This is a genomic window from Actinoplanes philippinensis, assembly GCF_900113015.1.
Lineage (GTDB): Bacteria > Actinomycetota > Actinomycetes > Mycobacteriales > Micromonosporaceae > Actinoplanes > Actinoplanes philippinensis.
In genome coordinates this window covers 60,274-79,536 of record NZ_FONV01000020.1, presented here as the reverse complement: position 1 = coordinate 79,536, position 19,263 = coordinate 60,274, and the positions used below count along the sequence as shown (strand labels likewise).

The 19,263-nt window shown below is 73.5% G+C and carries 23 protein-coding genes; 8 read left to right on the top strand and 15 right to left on the bottom strand.

Annotation, left to right across the window (positions count from 1 at the left end; all coding sequences use genetic code 11):
- Positions 1-54: 54 nt before the first annotated feature.
- Complete coding sequence (locus BM290_RS40140; protein ID WP_143134109.1) at positions 55-651, top strand: hypothetical protein; 597 nt, start codon at positions 55-57, stop codon at positions 649-651.
- Positions 652-658: 7 nt separating this feature from the next.
- Here BM290_RS40140 and BM290_RS40135 read toward each other — a convergent pair whose 3' ends face one another.
- The 5 genes from BM290_RS40135 to BM290_RS40115 are packed head-to-tail and all read right to left on the bottom strand — an operon-like array spanning position 659 to position 5,985.
- Entirely contained in the window at positions 659-1,033 is a 375-nt protein-coding gene (locus BM290_RS40135; protein WP_093621218.1) for a VOC family protein, read from the bottom strand.
- Positions 1,034-1,057: 24 nt separating this feature from the next.
- Entirely contained in the window at positions 1,058-1,720 is a 663-nt protein-coding gene (locus BM290_RS40130) for a response regulator (RefSeq protein WP_093621217.1), read from the bottom strand.
- Complete coding sequence (locus BM290_RS40125; protein ID WP_093621216.1) at positions 1,717-2,892, bottom strand: sensor histidine kinase; 1,176 nt, start codon at positions 2,890-2,892, stop codon at positions 1,717-1,719. Before BM290_RS40125 ends, BM290_RS40130 begins: the two co-directional genes overlap by 4 nt.
- A gap of 19 nt (positions 2,893-2,911) precedes the next feature.
- Positions 2,912-5,257 carry an ABC transporter permease gene (locus tag BM290_RS40120; RefSeq protein ID WP_143134108.1) on the bottom strand — a complete coding sequence of 782 codons (2,346 nt, stop codon included), beginning with the start codon at positions 5,255-5,257 and terminating at the stop codon, positions 2,912-2,914.
- An 11-nt stretch (positions 5,258-5,268) separates the two neighbouring features.
- Positions 5,269-5,985 (bottom strand): ABC transporter ATP-binding protein, encoded by a 717-nt coding sequence (locus BM290_RS40115; RefSeq protein WP_093621214.1) that lies wholly within the window; start codon positions 5,983-5,985, stop codon positions 5,269-5,271.
- Between the two features lie 90 nt (positions 5,986-6,075).
- Between BM290_RS40115 and BM290_RS40110 the strand changes: the two genes are divergently transcribed.
- Positions 6,076-6,627: a GNAT family N-acetyltransferase gene (locus BM290_RS40110; protein ID WP_093621213.1), complete on the top strand. Its 552-nt coding sequence runs from the start codon at positions 6,076-6,078 to the stop codon at positions 6,625-6,627.
- A 58-nt stretch (positions 6,628-6,685) separates the two neighbouring features.
- On the opposite strand, the gene BM290_RS40105 is transcribed toward BM290_RS40110, so the two are convergent.
- Genes BM290_RS40105 through BM290_RS40085 form a run of 5 tightly spaced genes read right to left on the bottom strand, consistent with a single transcriptional unit; the run spans position 6,686 to position 10,445 of the window.
- Positions 6,686-7,939, bottom strand: coding sequence for a styrene monooxygenase/indole monooxygenase family protein (locus BM290_RS40105; protein WP_093621212.1), 1,254 nt, complete (start codon positions 7,937-7,939; stop codon positions 6,686-6,688).
- Positions 7,940-7,969: 30 nt separating this feature from the next.
- Positions 7,970-8,515: a GTP-binding protein gene (locus tag BM290_RS40100; RefSeq protein WP_093621276.1), complete on the bottom strand. Its 546-nt coding sequence runs from the start codon at positions 8,513-8,515 to the stop codon at positions 7,970-7,972.
- Between the two features lie 13 nt (positions 8,516-8,528).
- A complete protein-coding gene (locus BM290_RS40095; RefSeq protein ID WP_093621211.1) occupies positions 8,529-8,879 on the bottom strand; it encodes a DUF742 domain-containing protein in 351 nt (116 codons plus the stop codon).
- Positions 8,880-8,889: 10 nt separating this feature from the next.
- Positions 8,890-9,354: a roadblock/LC7 domain-containing protein gene (locus BM290_RS40090; protein ID WP_093621210.1), complete on the bottom strand. Its 465-nt coding sequence runs from the start codon at positions 9,352-9,354 to the stop codon at positions 8,890-8,892.
- Positions 9,351-10,445: a sensor histidine kinase gene (locus BM290_RS40085; protein WP_093621209.1), complete on the bottom strand. Its 1,095-nt coding sequence runs from the start codon at positions 10,443-10,445 to the stop codon at positions 9,351-9,353. The genes BM290_RS40090 and BM290_RS40085 overlap by 4 nt, the downstream gene beginning before the upstream one ends.
- A gap of 359 nt (positions 10,446-10,804) precedes the next feature.
- Here BM290_RS40085 and sigJ point away from each other — a divergent pair, with 359 nt between their 5' ends.
- Entirely contained in the window at positions 10,805-11,728 is a 924-nt protein-coding gene (gene sigJ, locus BM290_RS40080) for an RNA polymerase sigma factor SigJ (RefSeq protein ID WP_093621208.1), read from the top strand.
- 74 nt (positions 11,729-11,802) lie between these two features.
- Complete coding sequence (locus BM290_RS40075) at positions 11,803-12,918, top strand: NAD(P)/FAD-dependent oxidoreductase (protein ID WP_093621207.1); 1,116 nt, start codon at positions 11,803-11,805, stop codon at positions 12,916-12,918.
- A gap of 43 nt (positions 12,919-12,961) precedes the next feature.
- Here the strand turns inward: BM290_RS40075 and BM290_RS40070 are convergent, their stop codons facing one another.
- Positions 12,962-13,681, bottom strand: a complete 720-nt coding sequence (locus tag BM290_RS40070; protein WP_093621206.1) for a TetR/AcrR family transcriptional regulator — start codon at positions 13,679-13,681, stop codon at positions 12,962-12,964.
- 85 nt (positions 13,682-13,766) lie between these two features.
- Between BM290_RS40070 and BM290_RS40065 the strand changes: the two genes are divergently transcribed.
- From BM290_RS40065 to BM290_RS40055, 3 genes are all read left to right on the top strand, one after another.
- Positions 13,767-14,606 (top strand): NmrA family NAD(P)-binding protein, encoded by an 840-nt coding sequence (locus BM290_RS40065; protein ID WP_093621205.1) that lies wholly within the window; start codon positions 13,767-13,769, stop codon positions 14,604-14,606.
- A gap of 90 nt (positions 14,607-14,696) precedes the next feature.
- Complete coding sequence (locus tag BM290_RS40060; protein ID WP_093621204.1) at positions 14,697-15,122, top strand: hypothetical protein; 426 nt, start codon at positions 14,697-14,699, stop codon at positions 15,120-15,122.
- A 2-nt stretch (positions 15,123-15,124) separates the two neighbouring features.
- On the top strand, positions 15,125-15,340 hold the full coding sequence (locus BM290_RS40055; RefSeq protein ID WP_093621203.1) for a helix-turn-helix transcriptional regulator: 216 nt from the start codon (positions 15,125-15,127) through the stop codon (positions 15,338-15,340).
- A 92-nt stretch (positions 15,341-15,432) separates the two neighbouring features.
- Here the strand turns inward: BM290_RS40055 and BM290_RS40050 are convergent, their stop codons facing one another.
- The 4 genes from BM290_RS40050 to BM290_RS40035 are packed head-to-tail and all read right to left on the bottom strand — an operon-like array spanning position 15,433 to position 18,438.
- Entirely contained in the window at positions 15,433-16,251 is an 819-nt protein-coding gene (locus BM290_RS40050) for a class I SAM-dependent methyltransferase (protein WP_093621202.1), read from the bottom strand.
- 35 nt (positions 16,252-16,286) lie between these two features.
- Positions 16,287-17,207: a PDR/VanB family oxidoreductase gene (locus tag BM290_RS40045; protein ID WP_093621201.1), complete on the bottom strand. Its 921-nt coding sequence runs from the start codon at positions 17,205-17,207 to the stop codon at positions 16,287-16,289.
- Positions 17,204-17,410, bottom strand: coding sequence for a hypothetical protein (locus BM290_RS40040; RefSeq protein ID WP_203779804.1), 207 nt, complete (start codon positions 17,408-17,410; stop codon positions 17,204-17,206). Before BM290_RS40040 ends, BM290_RS40045 begins: the two co-directional genes overlap by 4 nt.
- Positions 17,407-18,438, bottom strand: coding sequence for an aromatic ring-hydroxylating oxygenase subunit alpha (locus BM290_RS40035; protein ID WP_093621200.1), 1,032 nt, complete (start codon positions 18,436-18,438; stop codon positions 17,407-17,409). Before BM290_RS40035 ends, BM290_RS40040 begins: the two co-directional genes overlap by 4 nt.
- A 66-nt stretch (positions 18,439-18,504) precedes the next feature.
- On the opposite strand from BM290_RS40035, the gene BM290_RS40030 reads away from it, so the two are divergent.
- Positions 18,505-19,251: an IclR family transcriptional regulator gene (locus BM290_RS40030; RefSeq protein ID WP_093621199.1), complete on the top strand. Its 747-nt coding sequence runs from the start codon at positions 18,505-18,507 to the stop codon at positions 19,249-19,251.
- Positions 19,252-19,263: the final 12 nt, after the last annotated feature.

Here is a 19,263-nt window from a genome sequence, read left to right as displayed (position 1 = left end):
AGCGGCCGCGCCGTGCCGGCCCGATCCCGGTCCGCGGCAGCCGATGATGAACCGGTGCCGTCCTCTTCCACCAGGCGTCCGACCTGCCTGGCCGCCGTCGCCGTCCTGATCACCGTCGCCGCCGCGCCCGCGTGGGGAGAACCCCGTACGGCGGACGGAGGGCGCGGTGGTGACGGGGGATACACCGGGCTCGCCGGGCTCGTGCTGACACCGACGGCGGTCGGGCGGATCCAGGTCGGCGGGTCCGCCGAGGCCGCGGAACGGATGCTGCGCCGCACCCTGGGCACACCGGACCGGGCGGTCGACGGCAAGGGCTGCGAGCTGGACCCGGCGGCGGGCCCTCGCCGTACCCTCGCCTGGGGCGCCCTGACGGTGACCCTCGCACCGGCCGGACCCGGCCGTCTCGTCGGTTGGACCGTCGGCGCCGGCCGTATCCCGAAGGGGGTGACCCTGCCGCACGACGTCACCACCGCCACCACCGTCGGCGAGGCGAGACGCCTGATCCCCGGAGCGACCGCCCGCTGGGACGACGTGTTCCAGATGTACTGGATCACCACGGCGGCCGAGCCCGCGATGGTGTGGGCGGGCGACCACGAGGACGGCTCGGGCCGGATCGCCTACATCACCAACGCGTTCGAGCCCTGCGAGTAGCCGGCGGTCAGTCGAGGCAGAACTCGTTGCCCTCGACATCCTGCATGACGATGCACGACTCGTTCTCCTCGTCGGCGTGCAGCACCCGGAAGACGGTCGCGCCGAGGGCGGTGAGCCGCTCGCTCTCGGCGGTCAGCACGGCGAGCCGCTCGTCGCCGACCAGGCCGGTGCCGACCCGGACGTCGAGGTGCACCCGGTTCTTCACGACCTTGCCCTCGGGCACCCGCTGGAAGTAGAGGCGCGGGCCGTCGCCGGCCGGATCCGTCGCGACGCCGGAGCTGCCCGGGGGCGTCACATAGCCGAGCACCTCGCACCAGAAACGGGCGACCCGCTCCGGGTCCGCGCAGTCGAACGTGACCTGAACCTTGCGTACCGTCCCCATCGATCCACCCTAGATCCGCGGCCCTCAGGACGGTTCGCCGGGTCGCACCATGCCCGACTCGTAGGCGAAGACCACCGCCTGCACCCGGTCGCGCAGGCCCAGCTTGCCGAGGATCCGGCCGATGTGGGTCTTCACCGTCGCCTCGGCGACCTGCAGGCGGGCGCTGATCTCCAGGTTGGACAGGCCCTGGGCGACCAGCAGCAGCACCTCCCGTTCCCGCTCGGTGAGCCCGTGCGCCCCCGGCCCGGCGTCCTCGCCGCTGGTCAGCCGCCCGGCGAACCGGTCCAGCAGCCGCCGGGTCACCCGGGGCGCCACCACGGACTCGCCGCCGGCCACCACCCGGATGGCCTTGAGCAGGTCGTCCGGCGGCACGCTCTTGAGCAGGAAACCGCTCGCCCCGGCCTGCAGCGCCGCGAACGCCTCCTCGTCGGTGTCGAAGGTGGTCAGCACCAGCACCCGGGGCAGCGGCCCGGCCGCGCAGATCCGCCGGGTCGCGGTCACCCCGTCGAGCACCGGCATCCGCAGATCCATCACCACCACGTCGGCCGGAGTGGTCCGCAGCAGGCGCAGCGCCTCCGCCCCGTCGCCGGCCTCGCCGACCACCGTCATGTCGTCCTGGTAGTCGAGGACCATCCGGAACCCGGCCCGCACCAGGTGCTGGTCGTCGACGAGCACCACCCGGATCACGCGGTCACCGCCCGCGCGCCGGTGGCCGGGAGGGCGGCGTGGACCCGCCAGCCGCCGTCCGGCCGTGGCCCGGCCTCGAACGTGCCGCCGTAGAGGGCGACCCGCTCGCGCATCCCGACGAGACCGTGGCCGCCGGTGAACGACGGCGAGCCGCCGCCGCCACCGGAGTCGGTGACCTCGATCTCGATGCCGCCGGGCCGGTAGCTGACCGTCACCGTCGCCGCCGGGCGCGGACCGGAGTGCCGCAACGTGTTCGTCAGCGACTCCTGCACGATCCGGCACACCGCGAGGGCGACGCCGCCGGCCACCTCCGGGGGCGTGCCGTGCACGGCGAGGGCGACCGGCAACCCGGCGTCCCGGGCCCGCTGCACCACCGCCTCGATCTGGTCGAGAGCGGCGGGGGTACGGTCGTCCGGCCCGCCGTCGTCGCTGCGGAGCAGTTCCACGAGCTGGCGGATCTCGTCGAGGGCGTCCGCCCCGGTCGCGCCGATGATGCGTAACGCCTCGCGGGCCCGGTCCCGATCACGGTCGAACGCGTAGGCCGCGCCGTTGGCCTGCAGCACGATCACCGACAGTGAGTGCGCGACGATGTCGTGCAGCTCCCGCGCGATCCGGGCCCGCTCCTCGGCGACCGCGATCCGGGTGAGGTGCTGCCGCCGCTCGGACGCGTTCACCCGCAACTGCCCGAAGTAGCGGACGCTGAGGGCGACCGCCCAGATCACGCCCCCGTATCCGATCACGACCTCGAAGCTGGTCGCGATGTCCCGCACGGTGAGCTCGAAGAGCCCGGCCCCGTGCCGGCCCTGCATCGTCTGGACCAGTGCAGCGGCCAGCGACGCGGCCACCCCGCCGGCCACCGCCCGCCGCAGCGTCGCCGCGTGGACGATGACCGCCCACATCGCCAGCGCGAGGGTGATCAGCAGCATCCCCTCGTGCAGCCAGGTGCCGTCGACCACGATCGTCGCCGTCGCCGTGGTGAGCGCCGACAGGGCGGCCAGCACCGCCAGCGGGTACCGCCGGCGCCACAGCAGGATCCCGCCGGCGATCAGGCCGAACGCCAGCCCGCCCGCCCGGAACTGATGCCACCACCAGGTGGCCAGCACCGTCACGAAGACCGACACCAGCAGGTCGGCCGGTGAGATCCCGCCGCGCGGACGTACACGAACCGGCATGCCGGTCAGCCTAGGAGCCTCACTCACTGCGCAGCTCGCTGACCCGCGACAGGCGGAACAGCAGCGGCAGCCCGGCGCCCGTGACGGCGAGGATCATCCCGGCGACCGTGGCGGCCATCAGCGTGATCGCCGGCCAGTCGATCACCACCGGCGCCCGGGTGGCCGCCAGCAGCACCGCGGACAGGCCGCTGCCGGTCAGCACCGCGAGCAGCAGCCCGGCCGCCCCCGGAACGGCGACCTGGTAGAGCACCGACGCCGACAGGGTCCGCCGCCGGGTGCCGAACGCGGCGAGCACCGCCAGCATCCTCCGTCGCTCGCGCAGTTGCTCGGTCACGTTCACCAGCATGCTCGCGCCGATGAACAGCAGCAGCAGGACGCCGCAGCCCTGGGCCACCTGCCGGGCCCCGGCGAACTGGTCGCCGATCCGGTCGTCGCCGAACAGCTGCAACGGCGCGGCCGGGGCCAGCCGGGTCATCGTGTTGCGGACCCGCTCGACGGCGTCCGGGTCGGCCGGGTCCAGCCGGATCAGGTAGCCGTCCACGGTCAGCCCGCGCAGGTCGGGGCGGATCCCCAGCGCGCCGGGGGTCGCCAGGTACGACATCGGGCCGGCATCGCCCGGGTAGAGCGTCACCTCGGGCAGCCCGGCCGGAGCCGTCCACCGGGAGAGCGCGACCGTGTCGTCGGCGCCGTAGAAGGTGTCACCCGGGTTCTCGATCGTGTTGTCCCAGCCCGGCATCACGGCCGCGAAGACGTCACCGTCGGCGCACGAGGGCAGCCGGGCGTACTGGCGCAGGATCTCGCAGTCGCCCACCCGTACCGAAGCGCCGCTCTGATCCTCCGCACCGTCCCGCAGATAGCCGTAGCCGGACGTCTCCACCGCCACCACCCCCGGCGTGCCCGTCAGGGCGGCCCGCCAGCCGGCGCCGTCGGCGCCGTTGGTGTGCGCGACCATCTGGAACCGGTCGTCCGGCGGCTGGGCCCCGCCGGTGGCCGCGATCGACGCGCCCAGCAGCCCCTGCACGGCGATGATCCCGGCGACCGACACGGCGACGCCGGACACCGACCGGACGGCCGTGTCACTGTCCAGCTGCAGCCGCCGGACCCCCAGCTGCCAGCCGACGCTCCCTGCGCCGAGCCGCCGCACCAGCGCCTGCACCAGCCACGGCAGCAGCACCACGACACCGGTCAGCAGCAGGATCGCCCCGGCCGCCAGTTGCGCGCGCGTGCCGTCACCGACCTCCTCCGGCAGGCCGCCGATCAGCGGATACAGCAGGGCCACACCGATCCCCGGCGGAACCAGCCGCCACCACAGCCGGCGCCGCCGGACGCTGCCGCGCCGGACGACGCCGAGCGGCTCGATGACGACCCGGCGCAGCGCCGCCAGCGTCACCAGGACCGATCCGGCCGGCACCGCGAGCAGGATCAGCGCGAGGAGCAGCGGGGCGGGGCGCAGATCGGCGGGGTACGGGCTGAAGTCCGCCGGCACCAGCAGGCCTGCCACCTGGCGCAGCCCGAGGAACACCGCCCCGCCGACGGCCAGGCCCAGCACCGCGCCGACCAGTGTGTCCCCGGCCGCGATCAGCCGCGTCATCGCAGCGTCCGCGCCGACCAGCCGGATCGCGGCGAGCTGCCGTTCGCGGCTCTCGCTGCCGAACCGCACCGCTGTTGTCACGAACACCAGCACCGGCATCAGCATGACCGCCGCCCCGATCACGGCCAGCACCACGATCATGGCGTCGGTCGTGGGCTCGCGGTCACTGCCGAACGAGGCGATCCGGGTGGCGCCGTCGTGGACGGTCAGGGTGCTCGAACCGGCGTAGAACCACATCTCGTCGGGGCCGGAGAGGCCGTCCGGGGCGATCGTCCCGGCCACGCGGGCGTTCCAGCGCTCGGCCAGGACCGCGCCGCCCGGTCCGGTGATCAGCTCGGCCAGGGCGGGGGAGACGAACAGTTCGCCCGCCGCCGGTACCCGGGTCAGTCCCGGCGGGGCCGGCGCGCGGTCGCCGTCGGCGCGCAGGATCCGGCCGCGGACCATCTCGTCCCGGAACCGGGTCTCCACGGTCAGCGCCAGCAGCGTCCCGGGGCCCGCCGGCGGGTCGGCCCGCGCCGCCTCTCCCGGTGGCGTCTCCGGCTGCTCGACGGCCGGGCCCGGCTCCCGGTCGAAACGCCGGTGCTCCCGGGCCGCGGTCGCTGTCGGCACCCCCGCCAGGACCAGCAGCATGCCCACGCCCAGGCCCACACCGGCGGCGATCAGGGCGAGCCGCAGCCAGCCGGAACGGCCGCCGGCCACGCTCAGCCGCACCCCGAGGAGCAGCGCCCTGATCGAACCGCCCCGCCCGCCCTCGGGAAGCCGAGGGGAGCTCACCGGACGGCCGCTCATCGGGTGGCCGCCGTCGTCGCCGGTGCGCCGTCGTGGAAGGCGACGATGCGGTCCGCGCAGGCCGCGATCCGCTCCTCGTGCGTGACCAGCACGACGGCGCTCCCGCGTTCCCGGGCCGCCGCGACCAGCAGCCGGATCACCTGGTCCCCGTTGCGGGAGTCGAGCGCGCCGGTCGGCTCGTCGGCGAAGATCACCCGCGGCGTGGTGATCAGCGCCCGCGCCACGGCGACCCGCTGCCCCTGCCCGCCGGACGCCTGACCGGGTCGTTTACCGGCCACATCGGTGACCTCGAGCCGGGCGAGCAGCTCCCCGGCCGCCCGCTCGGCTGCCCGGCGGCGGACCCCGGCGAGCCGCAGCGGCAGCGCCACGTTCTCCAGACAGGTCAGCTCCGGCACCAGCTGCCCGAACTGGAACACGAACCCGAACGCCCCGCGCCGCAACGCGCTGCGCTCCCGGTCGCCCATCGCCCCCAGATCCCGGCCGTCATAGGTGATCCGCCCCTCGTCGGGCGCGAGAATCCCGGACAGGCAGTGCAGCAGAGTGGACTTGCCGGACCCGGACGGCCCGGTCAGCGCGAGCACCTCACCCGGATAGACCTGCAACGACGCGCCGCGCAGGGCCGGCGTGACACCGAACGACTTGCTCACCTCGTCAGCGACGAGAAGGGGTAACGACGACACGGACGACTCCCGGAGGTGGACGATCAGGAACATCCACGACGCTAGGGAGGTACGGTCCCGGCGGCGTCCACCCCGATGATGAACCCCGGCGTACGACTTGAGTCGTACTCCTAGTCTTCCCGCATGACCGATTCCGACGCCTCTGTCTGGCCACCGCCCCCGATCCGTACGCCCCGTCTGGTCCTCCGCGAGCCGGAGCCCCGGGACCGCCCGGCGTTCGTCGAGCTGCTCGGGTCACCCGAGGTGCACACCTACCTGGGCGGCCCGAAGACCCCGGAGGCCCTGGAGGCTCTGCCGGAGATTCCCGGCCGCCGCCCCGGCGTGTTCGTGGTGGAGGCCGGCGGCGAGATGATCGGCACGGTGATGCTGGAACGCCGGAACCTGGGCCCCGCCGACCGGGTCCGCCCCGCCCACGGCGAGGCGGACCTGGGCTACCTGTTCCTGCCGAGGGCGTGGGGCCGCGGTTACGCCGCCGAGGCGTGCGAGGCGGCCCTCTCCTGGTTCACCGCCACCTGCCCGGCCGAGCCGGTGGTCCTGGTGACCCAGTCCGCCAACGCCCCGTCGATGCGCCTGGCGACCAGGCTCGGCTTCGTCGAGGCGGCGAGATTCCACAGGTTCGGCGCCGAACAGTGGTTCGGCGTCCGGGAACCGGGCCGGCGCGCCGAGGAACGGTGACACACCGGGCCGGCGTGGCTGTCCTCGGCGCTCACGGCGTACCCCCGGGGAGGGGTTCTCAGGCCGGGCCACCGGCCTCGGCGAGGTAGGCGGCGGCCTTCTCCGGGTCGACGAACCAGTTGAGGAAATCGTTGGGGTCGACGAAACCGGCCGCGAAGCGGCGGGCGATCTGCTCGTTCTGGGAGGCGGCGCCGAGCAGCTGCTGCACGTGCGGCGGCAGCGGCTGGAGCATGGCGTTGGTCCAGCCGGTGACCGCCTGGCCGTGCGCGGTCCAGAAGCTCTCGAACGTGCCGGTCATCCACTGCTCGTCGAACGGCTGGTCGCCGCGGGCCAGGATCGCCTTCAGGTAGTGGTCGGCGGCCTTCGCGGCGGTGTTGCTGCCCTGCCCGGTGATCGGGTCGTTGGCGATGACCACGTCGGCGAGACCGAGGACCGTTCCGCCGCCGGGCAGGTGGGCGACCGGACGGCGTACGGTCGGCGTGTACCGCCCGTGCAGGGTGGCCTTCGCGTCGGTGAGCTGCACGTTCGCGGCGCGTTCGTGGACCCAGGGCAGGTATTCGCGGATCAGTTCGAGGGTGAGGGCCAGGTGCTGGCCGGGCGCCATCCGGCCGGTGTTGCCGGCCCACCGGTCGAGCGGGCCGCCGGGGATCGCCTCCCAGAACAGGATGTCGCACGGGCCGCTGTGGGTGAGGCCGGGGATGACGAACAGCTCGCCGAGGCCGGGGACGGCGTGGAAGCCGACGTGCGGGACCGGCCACTGGGGGTCGGGTTCGAGGCCGTGGACGTACGCGACAGCGAGCCCCCGCTGCGGCTCGGTGTACGGCGAACGGCTCGGGTCGCGGTCGAACATCGCCACCAGATCGCCCTTGCCGGCCGCGACCACTGTCAGGTCGTAGCGGCCCAGCCGGGTGATCGCGTCGAGGTCCTGGGTGGTGACCGCGTTGTAGACGACGTCGACGCCGCGCTCCTGGGCGTCCTCCAGCCAGCGGGCCATCTTGATCCGCTGGTCGGTGGACTGGGCCGTTTTCTCCAGCGGCGCGGTGATCTCCAGGGCCAGCTGGCCGGGCGGCGCGGACAGGGCGACCCGCAGGCCGTTGATCGGCGGTGTCTCGGTCTCCCAGTGGTTCAGGCCGTAGGCGCGCTCGGTGCCGAGCGCCATGTCGAACATCGCCTGGGTCGACATGACCCAGCCGTTGCGGATCTCGTCGGGAGTACGCGCCGACATCAGGGTGACCTGGTAGCCCTCGGCCCGCAGGCTCAGGGCGAGCTGGAGACCGGCCTGACCGGCTCCCACGATGAGAATGTTGCGCAAGGTTTTCCGCCTCCTGGTGTGCTTTTCCGGCTATCCGATGGCCTGTTTCGCGGCGTGGTCCACGACGGCCAGCAAAGCTCTCGCGACCTTGCGGGCGTCCCGGACGTCGGCGGCGATCAGGGGCACGTGGGCGGGCAGCGCCAGGGCCTCCCGCACCTCGGACAGCTCGTGGGTGGCAACTCCATGGAACAGATTCACGACTACGATCCACGGTACGTCCGCGTCGTGCTCGAAGTAATTGACGGCGGCGAACGAGTTGGCCAGGTTGTTGGTGTCGACCAGGACCAGCGCGCCGACCGCGCCCCGCACCAGGTCGTCCCACATCGGCCAGAAGCGGGGCTGGCCGGGCGTGCCGAACAGGTAGAGCACCAGGGTGTCGTCGATGGTGACCCGGCCGAAGTCCATCGCGACGGTGGTGGTCACCTTGTCGATGCCGGGGTCGAGACGGTCGATCTGGGCGGCGGCCGCGGTCATCCAGGACTCGGTGCGGATCGCCGGGATCTCCGAGATGGCGCCGACCGCCGTGGTCTTGCCCACGCCGAAACCGCCCGCCACGACAATCTTCGCCGAGGTCATCATCAGCATGCCGTCAGGTGAGTCGGGCGAGGCCGGCACGGAGTCTCTCCAGAAGCGCTAGATCTTGGGCGGAGCGGGGGTCGTGGACCTCCAGCTGACCGGTCTTCAGCAGGTCGCCGATCAGCAGCCGGGTCAGGCCGAGAGGCAGTCCGCAGCCGGCCGACAGCTCGGCCACCGAGGACATCCGCCGGGCCTGCTCGTAGAGGGTCCGGGAGGCCGGGGCCAGGCTGGCCGCGAGCAGCGGGTCGTAGCGGTTGCCGGTGGAGACCAGGGTGTGGATCAGCAGCGGGCTCCGGCTGCCGGTGCGCCCGCGGGCGGTCATGTACGGGCGCACCTTCCAGTGCAGCCCCGGCCTTCGGACCATGCCTGGCCTCCTAGCGGCGTGCCGGTGCGGGCAGGGTGTTCTGGTGCAGCGCGTGCCGGGTCTCCGGGGTCAGGGCATGACCGACGGACTGGCTGAACGTGGTCATCGCGTACCCCAGGTGCCCGATCCGGGTCTGGGGTTGCGCCGCCACCAGCAGCGCCGCGACGAAGTCGCCGGACGGGTCGTCGATGCGCAGGAACGCCAGGTGGCCGTGCGGGTAGCGGATGCTGAGGTTCTCCGGGGCGCCGAGCTGCAGCAGCCCGCCGAGCTGGCCGGTGATGCCGAGGAACCCGGCGGCCAGGGCGGCGACGCTCTCCGCGTGCTCCCGGCTCAGGTGGCCGGAGGAGGCGAGTTGCAGGCCGTCGGCGGAGACCAGCACGACGGCGGTGATCGTCGGCACGTCACGGACGAGCTGGTCGATCAGCCAGGTGACGTCCGGCTGGTCGGCGTCGGCGGGGAAGCGGTGGTCGGTCATCGGGGTCCTTCGGCTTTCTGGGGGTGCACGTTCGGGGGGTGCTCGATGCGGTGCGGCGCCTTGGACCGGGCGGCGTCCACACCGGCGTTGAAGTCGGCGGCGTCGTCGTGCCAGGTGGTCTGGTGGACCCGGTCGGTGAGCGGAGGTGGCGGCGGGTCGATGCCGCGCACGCTGGCCGGGACCCGCCGCGGCATCGCCTTCTGCGTCGGCAGCACCATCGTCACCTCGTCGCCGGTGATGGCTCTGCGCCGCTGCTCGGGCACCGCGTCGAGGGCCGCTGCCGGCTCCGGCTGCGCCGGGCGCGGCGTCTCACAGAGAAGATCGGCGCCGATCATCAGCATGGCGACGGTGCCGCGCGGCAGGCGCGGGACGAGACGTACGCGCAGCGACCGGTGCCGGTGCGTGAGGACGGCCGCCACGGACAGTCCCAGGTGGGCGGGCCGCAGCTCGCCGGCGGCCGGCCCGCCGGGGCTGTCCAGCAGCCGCTCGATCCACGGGACGTGCGCCGGGTTGAGGCCGATGCCGTTGTCCTCGACCCGGATCACCACGTCGCCGTCGCCGGTGAGGTGCGCGGCGATGGTGACCGGCTCGGTCGGTGCGGAGTACCGGTCGGCGTTGTCGATCAGCTCGGTCAGGATGCGGATCACGTCGTCGGCGGCGGCCGCGGCGACCGCGAGATCGGCGATCGGGCCGAAGTGCAGGCGCTCGTAGTTCTCCACCGCGGCGCCGGCCGCGTGGGCGATGTCCTGCAGGGACGTGACCTGCTGGTCCGGGTCGTCGAACGGCTCGCCGGTGAGGACCCGGAGGTTTTCGGCGAGGCGGCGGACCCGGGTGACCGAGTGGTCGATGCGGAACAGGACCTTGCGGCGCTCGGCGTCCTGTTCGCGGAACTCGGCCTCCCCGATGTGGTGGACCGCCTCCCAGGTGAGGGTGAGCAGCCGGAGCGCGAACTCGCCGGCGACCGGCCGCCACGGGTCCGGTGCCGCGGGCGGCTCCGGCGCCGGTACCGGCTCCTCGACCGCCTCGACGGGGTCGGCCTGCTTCTGCTCCCGCCTGCGCCACCAGTTCGTCCAGCGGCCTGCCGCAGGCATCGATTGCTCCCCAATCAGCCTCGTGTCGTATCGGAACGGAGGAAGATCACCGACTACGAGGTCTGTACCGTACCTTCCGGATTGCCGGACTGGCTATCGGTCCGTACCGGTGATCTGTCTCCGTGGGCTGCGGGGTCGTGATCGTGCCGAGAGCCCGGTCGCCCGCCGCCGAGCATGGCGCTGAGCTGCCGGTCGGTGACGGACTGTGCGTACGTTGCCCGGGAGTCGCGGCGGGCGGGCCCTCCCGCAGGCGCCGGCGTCCGGGCCGCAACGCCCGCCTCGGCCGCCGGATGCCGGCGCTGTTTCGAGCGCCGTGCTGCTGCGCCGGCATCCGGCCGGGGCGGGATAGATTGGCGGGCATGGTGGTCAGCGCTCAGGACGTCGAGGTGTTCGAGCGGGCCCGCCCACGTCTCGAAGCGATCGCCTACCGGATGCTGGGCTCGGCGGGTGACGCCGAGGACGCCGTGCAGGACACGTTCCTGCGCTGGCAGGCCACCGACCGGGACCGGGTGGAGACCCCCGAGGCGTGGCTGACCCGGGTGCTGACCAACGTCTGTCTCAACCAGCTGACCTCGGCGCGGGCCCGGCGGGAGACCTACGTGGGCCAGTGGCTGCCCGAGCCGCTGCTCGACTCCGACCGGATGCTCGGCCCGGCCGAGACCGCCGAGCAGCGCGACTCGGTGTCGATGGCCGTGCTCACCCTGATGGAGCGGCTCACCCCGAACGAGCGGGCGGTCTACGTGCTGCGGGAGGCGTTCGGCTATCCGCACGCCGAGATCGCCGGGATCCTCGACCTGACCGAGCCGAACTGTCAGCAGATCCACCGGCGGGCCCGGCAGCACATGGCCGCGGGGCGCGCGCGTACCGGGACCGATGTGGCCTCCGCCCGCCGGATCGCCGAGCAGTTCCTCGCGGCGGCCCTCAGCGGCGAGGTGGAGCCCCTGGTCAGGCTGCTGACCGTCGACGCGGTCGGCGTGGCCGACGGCGGCGGCGAGGTCCCGGCCCGCACCACCCCGATCGTCGGCGGGCTCCAGCTGGCCCGGCTGCTGCGCGGCATCCTCCGGCCGGGCGCCATCGACCGGTTCCTCCCGTCGAGCGACCTCTCCCTGCATCCGGCGGTCGTCAACGGCGGACCGGCGCTCGTCGGGCTCGCCGGTGACCAGGTCGTCGGCGTCATCTGCATCGAGGTGACCGGCGACGGCATCGCCGCCCTGAAGATCCAGGGCAGCCCGTCGAAACTCGAGCGGATCACCCGCGCCTGGGCCGCCGCCCACGCCAAGTGACCCAGCTCACTGTCAGGGATCGTGGGCCTGTCCGGTTCAGGGTGTGATCGCAGCCCACCGGACAGGAGCCCGTCATGAAGCACCGCATCGTCGTCCTCGGCGCCGGATACGCCGGCCTGCACGCCGCCGGCCGCCTGGCCCGCCGCCTGCACCCCGCCGACACCGAGATCACCCTGGTCAACGCCGAACCGCACTTCGTGCAGCGGATCCGCATGCACCAGCTCGCCACCGGCCAGCACGTCGCCCGCCGCCCGCTGCGCGACATCCTGGCCGGCACCGGCGTCACCCTGCGACAGGCGCGCGTCGTCGCCGTCGACGCCGGCCACAACACCGTCACCTGCGAGGACGGTCGTCAGATCAACTTCGACACCCTGGTGTACGCGCTGGGCAGCACCGCCGCCGCCGAAGGCCACCACATCGCCGGCGAGCAGGGCGCGTTGCGGGTCCGGGACCGTCTGCGCGCGCTCCCGGACGGCGCCTCGGTCCTGGTGGTCGGCGGCGGCCTGACCGGCATCGAGGCGGTCACCGAGATCGCCGAGTCCCGTCCCGGTCTCGACGTGCGGATCGCCGTCCGCGGGGAGTTCGGCGACTGGCTGGGCGACCGGGCCCGTACCCACCTGCACGGCGCCGCCGCCCGTCTCGGCATCACCGTCCACGAGCACACCGACGGCGCCCGGCTCCCCGCGGACCTGACCGTGTGGGCGACCGGTTTCACCGCGCACCCGATCGCCGGGGCCAGTGGCGTCACCGTCACCGACGGCCGGATCGTCGTCGACGAGACCATGCGTTCGGTGTCCCACCCGCACGTCTACGCCGTCGGCGACGCCGCCCTCGCCGCCGGACCCGGCGGCCGCCCGCTGCGGATGTCGTGCGCCAGCGGCACCCCGATGGCATGGCAGGCCGCCGACGCGATCGCCGCCCGCCTGACCGGCGGCGAACCGCCCCGCAACACCATCCGATACCACGCCCAGTGCATCAGCCTGGGCCGCCGCGACGGCATCATCCAAGTCGTCACCGCCGACGACCGGGCCACCCCGAAGGCGCTCACCGGCCGCCCGGCCGCCCGCGTCAAGGAGCTGATCTGCGCCGGCGCCGCCTGGAACCTCGCCCACCCCACGATGCTCCTGCCTGCCCGCCGCCGCCACCTGGCCGTGCCGCACAACCCGGCCGAGGCCCTTACCACCCCGTGAGCACTCGCCCGGTGCCAGCCGGCGCGGGAGCCCGCCCGGGTGGCTATGCCGGGGTCTCGGTTATCCGGTCCAGCCACTCGATCAGCAGGTGGCGCTCGGACGGCGTCAGCGCCTCCAGTCGCGGGGCGACGGCGCGGAGGGCCACGGCCGAGGTGCGCGGGCCGTCCGGGGTGGCGGCCGGGGCGTCGGTCAGGATGCGGGCCAGGACGGCGTCCAGCATGGAGTCACCGAGCCCCGCGTCGCGGTGCTCCGCCGGGGTGGCCAGGAGCATCTGGGTGGTGCCGGCGCCCGCTGCCTGGATCATGGCCACGGCGTGCGGCTCGGGAACCCGGAGCCGGCCGGCGGCCGCCAGGCGGTGGACGCGGGTCTCCAGGATCTCCCGGCCCATCCGGGCGGCCGCTGAGCCGCGCACCCGTTCCGGGTCGCTGAGCAGGCGGAACACGGCCGGGTTGGCGAGTCCGAAATCGATCTGCCGGTGCCAGCTGGCGCGCAGGTCGTCGAGCGGGTCGACGTCCGACGCGGTGGCCGCGGCCATGCCCGCCGCCTTGCCCGCGACGAAGGTGGCCAGCACGTGCTCGGCCACCGCTTCGAGCAGGCCGTCCTTGTCACCGAACAGCCGGTAGATGGCCGGGGCCTGCACACCGGCCCGCTCGGCGACCCCACGGGTCGTCACGGCGCCGGGGCCGCCCTCGTGCAGCAGTGCCGTGGCCGCCTCGACGATCGCCGTGCGGGTGTCGGTCCGGCTCTTGACCACCTCACTCATGAATCAACGATAACACCGACTTGCTATCGGCGATTACGGCGGCTACGGTCGAGATGTTTCCACCGATAACAAGGAAGGCGAATCAATGATTATCGTCACCGGTGCGACCGGCGCCCTCAACGGCGCCACCGTCGACCACCTGCTGGATCGGGTGCCCGCTTCGGAGGTCGTGGTGGCCGTGCGGGACACCGCGAAGGCCGAGCGATTCGCGCAGCGCGGTGTCGGGGTGCGGCGCGGGGACTATGCCGATCCCGGTTCCCTGCCGGACGCCTTCGCGGGCGCCGACCAGCTGCTGCTGGTCTCCTCCAACGATCCGGGCGCGGACGCGGTGAGCCTGCACCGTGCCGCTGTCGACGCGGCGGTCGCCGCGGGCGTCAAGCGGATCCTCTACACCAGTCATCAGGCCGCGGCCGGCGGCAACCCGTTCGCCCCGGGCCGGACCCACTTCGCGACCGAGCAGCTCCTGGCCGCGTCCGGGGTGGCGTGGACCTCGCTGCGCAACGGCTTCTACGCGCACAGCCTCCAGTGGCTCGCCGGCCCGTGGCGCGAGACCGGGGTGATCGCCGTGCCCGGGGACGGCCCGGTCTCCTGGACGGCGCGCGAGGACGCCGCCGAGGCCGCCGCGCTGATCCTGACCTCCCCGGTCGCCCACGACGGCCCGGTCACCCTGACCGCGGACGCCGCCCCGACCTTCGAGGAGCTCGCCGCGGTCGCCTCCGAGCTGTCCGGGCGAGCCGTCCGGTACCAGCCGATGGACGAGAAGGACTGGGTCGCCGCGCAGCTGGCGGCCGGTCAGCCCGAGCACATGACCGGTTTCCTGCTGGGTTTCTACCAGGCCGCGCGGCAGGGGTTCTTCGCCGGTGTCGACCCGCTGCTCGGGGAGCTGCTCGGCCGTCGCCCGCGGACCGCGCGGGAGGCCCTGTAGCCGCCGATTGGTGTAAAAAAAGTTTGACACCTCGGCGCGGGCGGGGCTAGCTTCGAAGGAGTTCAGGCCCGTCTCGATGGGGGAGTCGTCGTGGCGTTTCCGGAGAAGAGCGCGCTGACCATGACCGGGATCCTGCTGGTCGTCTTCGGCTTCTATTTCGCCGTGGTGCTCGGGCCGGTCGCCGACGCGCCCCCGCCCGGGCGGCAGGTCGCCGGCACGGCGCTGATGGTCGTGGCGAGTGTGGTGGTGACGATCCTGGCGGCGGTGACCCACATCGTCCTGGGGATCGTCTTCCACCGGCAGGCCAACGCTTATGACGAGCGCGACCGGCTCATCGGCCTGCGCGGCACCCGGGTGGGCGCCTACATCCTGGCGGCCGGGGTGTGCGCCGGGATCTGGCTCGCCGTCATCCGGGCCGACGGCTTCTGGATCGCCCAGGCGCTGATCGCCGCGCTGGTGGTCGCCCAGATCGCCGACGGCGTCACCAAGGTCGTGCTGTATCGGCGCGGGGTCTGAGCGTGGGCCGGCCGACCCTGGTCACCAATCGCGTCACCGAGTTGCGCACCGTGCACGGCATCAGCCAGGGCGAGCTGGGCGACCGCGTCGGCGTCACCCGCCAGACGGTAAACGCCATCGAGGCCGGTAAGTACTCGCCGTCGCTGGAGGTCGCCTTCCGGATCGCCCGGGTCTTCGCGGTCCCGCTGGAGGCGGTCTTCCAGTACCCCGACGCCTGAGCGGCTCGCCCCGGCGGGCGGCGGGCAGCAAGTGGAGGGCGAGCCGGCTTGCGCTCGGCGCTGTTTCGAGGGGCGGGGATACGACAGCACGACTAGCCGGTGTGGGTGGGGACGGTGGCGTGGGCGAGCAGCGCGGCGGTCGGGAGCGCCAACAGGCCGTCGGCGCCGCGGTAGGTGGCGGTGTGCCGGTCGTACTCGGTGCGGATGCGGGTGATGGTGGCGGGGTCCTGCCGGGACATCAGCGCGCCCGCCGAGCCGATGCCGCCGGCCGGGCCGTTCCACCAGGTCTCCGGGTCGGTCCGGTGGCTCCACGAGATCGTGTCGCAGGCGGCGGCGAGGCCGGCCCGGGTGAGCAGGCCGGTCAGGCCGTCTGCGGTACGGGGGAAGTCCCGCTCCGGCGCCACGCGGGGCAGGTCGGCGGGCCGTTCGACACCGGCGGCGTCGAAGACGGCGGTCCACAACTGCTGCGCCGGGGGCTGGGGGTACGGCCAGATGGTCACCGCGATCCGTCCGCCCGGCCGGACCACCCGGCGCAGCTCCCGGACCGCCGCGAGCGGATCGCCGACGTGGTTGAGCACGAAGTTCGCCACCGCCGCGTCGAAGGTGCCGTCGGTGAACGGGAGCCGGGGGAGCAGCGCCTCGCGGACGTCGGCCTCGGGCACCCGCCGGCGCGCCGCCTCGACCATGCTGGGTTCGGCGTCGACGGCCGTGACCCGCGCGCCACGGGCGTGGGCCAGGGCGGCCACGGTCCCCGGTCCGGTGCCGACGTCGAGGATCCGGTCGCCGGTCCCGGCCCGTGCCGCATCCAGCAGGGCCCCGGCGGGATGGGCGCAGAGCGAGGCATAGCTGTTCCGGTACGCCGTGGCCCGCCCCGCCCACTGTGCCCGCTCGTACTCGTCGAACGCCGTCACCCGGGATCCCTTCGTCACCGTTCCTGATCGACAACTTAGAGGTCCAGCACCAGGCGGGGGCCGGCGGCTCGGGAGACGCACAGGAGGATGGTGTCGCCGGCGGCTCGTTCGGCGGGCGTCAGCAACGAGTCCCGGTGGTCGACGGCGCCCGCCAGGACCGTGGTCTCGCAGGTGCCGCAGGTGCCCTCCCGGCACGAGGAGAGCACGCTGACGCCGGCGTCCTCCACGACCTCCAGGATCGACCGGCCGGCGGGGACGGCCAGGGTGCGGCCGGTGGCGGCCAGCTCCACCTCGAAATCGTCCCGCGGTACGGGGCCGGCGGCGGGGGCGGGGGTGAACCGCTCGACCCGCAGGGACACGTCCGGCCGGCGGGCGCAGGACTCCTCGGCGGCGCGCAGCATGCCCTCGGGGCCGCAGCAGTAGACGAGCGTCCCGGGCGGCTGGCGGCCGAGCAGCGGATCGAGGTCGATGCGGCCGCGCTCGTCCTCCGGGTACAGGGTCACCCGGCCGTCGCCGGCCAGCCGGTCGAGGAACGGCATGGACGCGGCGTCCCGGCCCGCGTAGTGCAGCTCCCACGGGGCCGCCGCGGCGGCGAGCATCGGCAGGATCGGGGTGATCCCGATGCCGCCGGCCAGGAAGACGTAACGGGCCGCCGGCTGGAGCGGGAAGTGGTTGCGGGGCTCGCCGACCTCGATAACATCCTGCACGGACAGCCGCTCGTGGACGTGCCGTGAGCCGCCCCGGCCGGTGTCCTGCCGGCGCACCGCGATCCGCCACACCGACCGGTCGCCGGGGTCGCCGCAGAGGGAGTACTGCCGGGTCAGGCCGGCCGCGAGATGAACGTCGACGTGGGCGCCGGGTGTCCAGGCGGGCAGCTCACGGCCGTCCGCGCTGCGCAGGTCCAGCGCGACGACGCCTCTTGCGACCGGCAGGAGCGCGCTGATCCGTACCCTCATGTCGATCTCACCAGGTGTGCCGGAGGCCGTGCGGCCGGGGGATCGAGGGAGACCGGACCGCCGGCCGGATGATCGGGGTGGGCGAGCAGCCATTCCCACATGGCGACCGGCTCGTCGGCCTCGGCCTGCGCCCCGCAGTGGCAGCGGCCGCGCAGACGGTCGTCGCCGGGCAGCCAGGTGACCCGCAGCATCGTGGCCGTCACCCGCGCATCCGGGCGATCATGCGGCGTGCGGCCAGGCCGCCGGTGTCGATGTTGATGGAGAGCTCCTGGTAGCCGTCGGGTTCGCCGGAGATCACCTGCTCCAGCACGTCGAGCGCGGCGACGTCCTGGAGCACGACGGTCCGGTTGCTGGCCGCCAGGTAGTCGCTGACGTCCTGGTCGTCGAGGGCGAAGTCGCGGGCCACCGCCCAGAAGTCGTGGGTGGTGCTCGCGGTCTCCGGCGTGATCGCGTAGACGACCTCGACGTGGAAGGCGTCCGGGTCGGTGCCGTCGTCGTTCGGCAGGACGCCGGCCGGCGCGATCCGGCTGTGCAGCAGGTAGAGGCAGGGCGGCGTGAACTCGATGTCCTGCCAGCGGGTGATCCGCCCGGTGAGGCCGGTGGAGTTGGCGTAGAACGGCGGGCAGGCGGCGTCGGCCATCCGCCGGGACACGTGGACGATCCCGGCCTCCTCGTCGACCTCGGTGGTGATCGGCGTCTCGGCCACCTCGGGCGTGCCGATGTAACCGCCGTGCAGGTACGTCTCGTGCGACAGGTCGAGGAGGTTGTCGACGAGCAGGCTCGCCCGCGCGGCCAGCGGCTCCATGCCGGAGACGACGGTCCAGCCGGGCATGTCGAGCCACGGCGCCCGGGGGATGCGTGTCGCCGCAGCGCGTTCGGGCTCGCCGATGAAGACCCAGACGAACGAGTCCTGTTCGACGACGGGGTAGGTGCGCAGCCGGGCGGTCCGCGGCACCCGGGCCTGGCCGGGCACGGCGACGCACACGCCGTCGGCGCCGTAGGTGAAGCCGTGATAACCGCAGACCACGGTGTCGCCGACCAGGTGGCTGGGCTTCTCGCCGAGCGGGAAACGGCGATGCACGCACCGGTCCGACATCGCGGTCACGGCACCGTCGGCGGTGCGCCAGAACAAGATCGATTCACCGCAGACGGTACGGGTGAAAAGCTCCCTGCCGATCTCGCGGGTGTAGGCCGCCACGTACCACTGGTTCGGAACGAATGCCGTCGTCATGCCCGCCAGTTTGTGACCTGGGTCGCACCCGGTCATCCTGGGTTTCCGTCATTCGGAAGGAGCCCGATGGCCCGGCGTGTCCCGACCGGCCCGGTGCTGGGCCGTGCCCTGTCGATCCTGGAGGCGTTCGGCCCACGGCACACCCGGCTCACCCTCACCGACCTGGCCCGCCGTGCCGGGCTGCCGCTGTCCACGGTGCACCGGCTGGCCGGGGAGCTGGTGTCGTGGGGCGCCCTGGAACGGGACGCCGCCGGCCGGTACAGCGTGGGCCTGCGCCTGTGGGAGGTCGGCTCGCTGGCGCCCCGTGGTCTCGGCCTGCGCGAGCGCGCCCTGCCCTACCTGGAGGACCTGTCCCAGGTCACCCACGAGAACGTGCAGCTGGCGGTACGGGAGGGCGCCGAAGTGGTGTTCGTCGAGCGGATCGCCGGCAGCCGGGCGGTGCCGGTGCACACCCGGGTCGGCGGCCGGTTCGCGCTGTCGGCCACCGGGGTCGGGCTGGTGCTGCTCGCCCACGCGCCGCGGGAGGTGCAGGAGGAGGTGATCGGCGGGCCGATCGAGCGGTTCACGGCGTACACCGTCACCGATCCGCAGGCGCTGCGCCGGCTGCTGGCCGACGTACGGGCCAACGGCTTCGCGGTCAGCGATCGCCAGGTCACCGAGGACGCCCTGTCGGTGGGCGCGCCCATCCGGGACCCGCACGGCGCCGTGGTCGCGGCGCTGTCGCTGGTGGTGCGGCACGGCACGGTCTCACCGCACGCGCTGGCGCCGCTCGTGCTCTCCAGCGCGCGGGCGATCTCGCGTACGCTAACCTAGGGCTCCTAGGAA

Bases quoted from the DNA above. Each gene is read 5' to 3' on its own strand.
- BM290_RS40135 (WP_093621218.1), bottom strand. From the start codon at position 1,033: ATGGGGACGGTACGCAAGGTTCAGGTCACGTTCGACTGCGCGGACCCG.
- BM290_RS40125 (WP_093621216.1), bottom strand. From the start codon at position 2,892: ATGCCGGTTCGTGTACGTCCGCGCGGCGGGATCTCACCGGCCGACCTG.
- BM290_RS40115 (WP_093621214.1), bottom strand. From the start codon at position 5,985: ATGTTCCTGATCGTCCACCTCCGGGAGTCGTCCGTGTCGTCGTTACCC.
- BM290_RS40110 (WP_093621213.1), top strand. From the start codon at position 6,076: ATGACCGATTCCGACGCCTCTGTCTGGCCACCGCCCCCGATCCGTACG.
- BM290_RS40100 (WP_093621276.1), bottom strand. From the start codon at position 8,515: ATGACCTCGGCGAAGATTGTCGTGGCGGGCGGTTTCGGCGTGGGCAAG.
- BM290_RS40095 (WP_093621211.1), bottom strand. From the start codon at position 8,879: ATGGTCCGAAGGCCGGGGCTGCACTGGAAGGTGCGCCCGTACATGACC.
- BM290_RS40090 (WP_093621210.1), bottom strand. From the start codon at position 9,354: ATGACCGACCACCGCTTCCCCGCCGACGCCGACCAGCCGGACGTCACC.
- BM290_RS40085 (WP_093621209.1), bottom strand. From the start codon at position 10,445: ATGCCTGCGGCAGGCCGCTGGACGAACTGGTGGCGCAGGCGGGAGCAG.
- sigJ (WP_093621208.1), top strand. From the start codon at position 10,805: ATGGTGGTCAGCGCTCAGGACGTCGAGGTGTTCGAGCGGGCCCGCCCA.
- BM290_RS40075 (WP_093621207.1), top strand. From the start codon at position 11,803: ATGAAGCACCGCATCGTCGTCCTCGGCGCCGGATACGCCGGCCTGCAC.
- BM290_RS40070 (WP_093621206.1), bottom strand. From the start codon at position 13,681: ATGAGTGAGGTGGTCAAGAGCCGGACCGACACCCGCACGGCGATCGTC.
- BM290_RS40065 (WP_093621205.1), top strand. From the start codon at position 13,767: ATGATTATCGTCACCGGTGCGACCGGCGCCCTCAACGGCGCCACCGTC.
- BM290_RS40045 (WP_093621201.1), bottom strand. From the start codon at position 17,207: ATGAGGGTACGGATCAGCGCGCTCCTGCCGGTCGCAAGAGGCGTCGTC.
- BM290_RS40035 (WP_093621200.1), bottom strand. From the start codon at position 18,438: ATGACGACGGCATTCGTTCCGAACCAGTGGTACGTGGCGGCCTACACC.
- BM290_RS40030 (WP_093621199.1), top strand. From the start codon at position 18,505: ATGGCCCGGCGTGTCCCGACCGGCCCGGTGCTGGGCCGTGCCCTGTCG.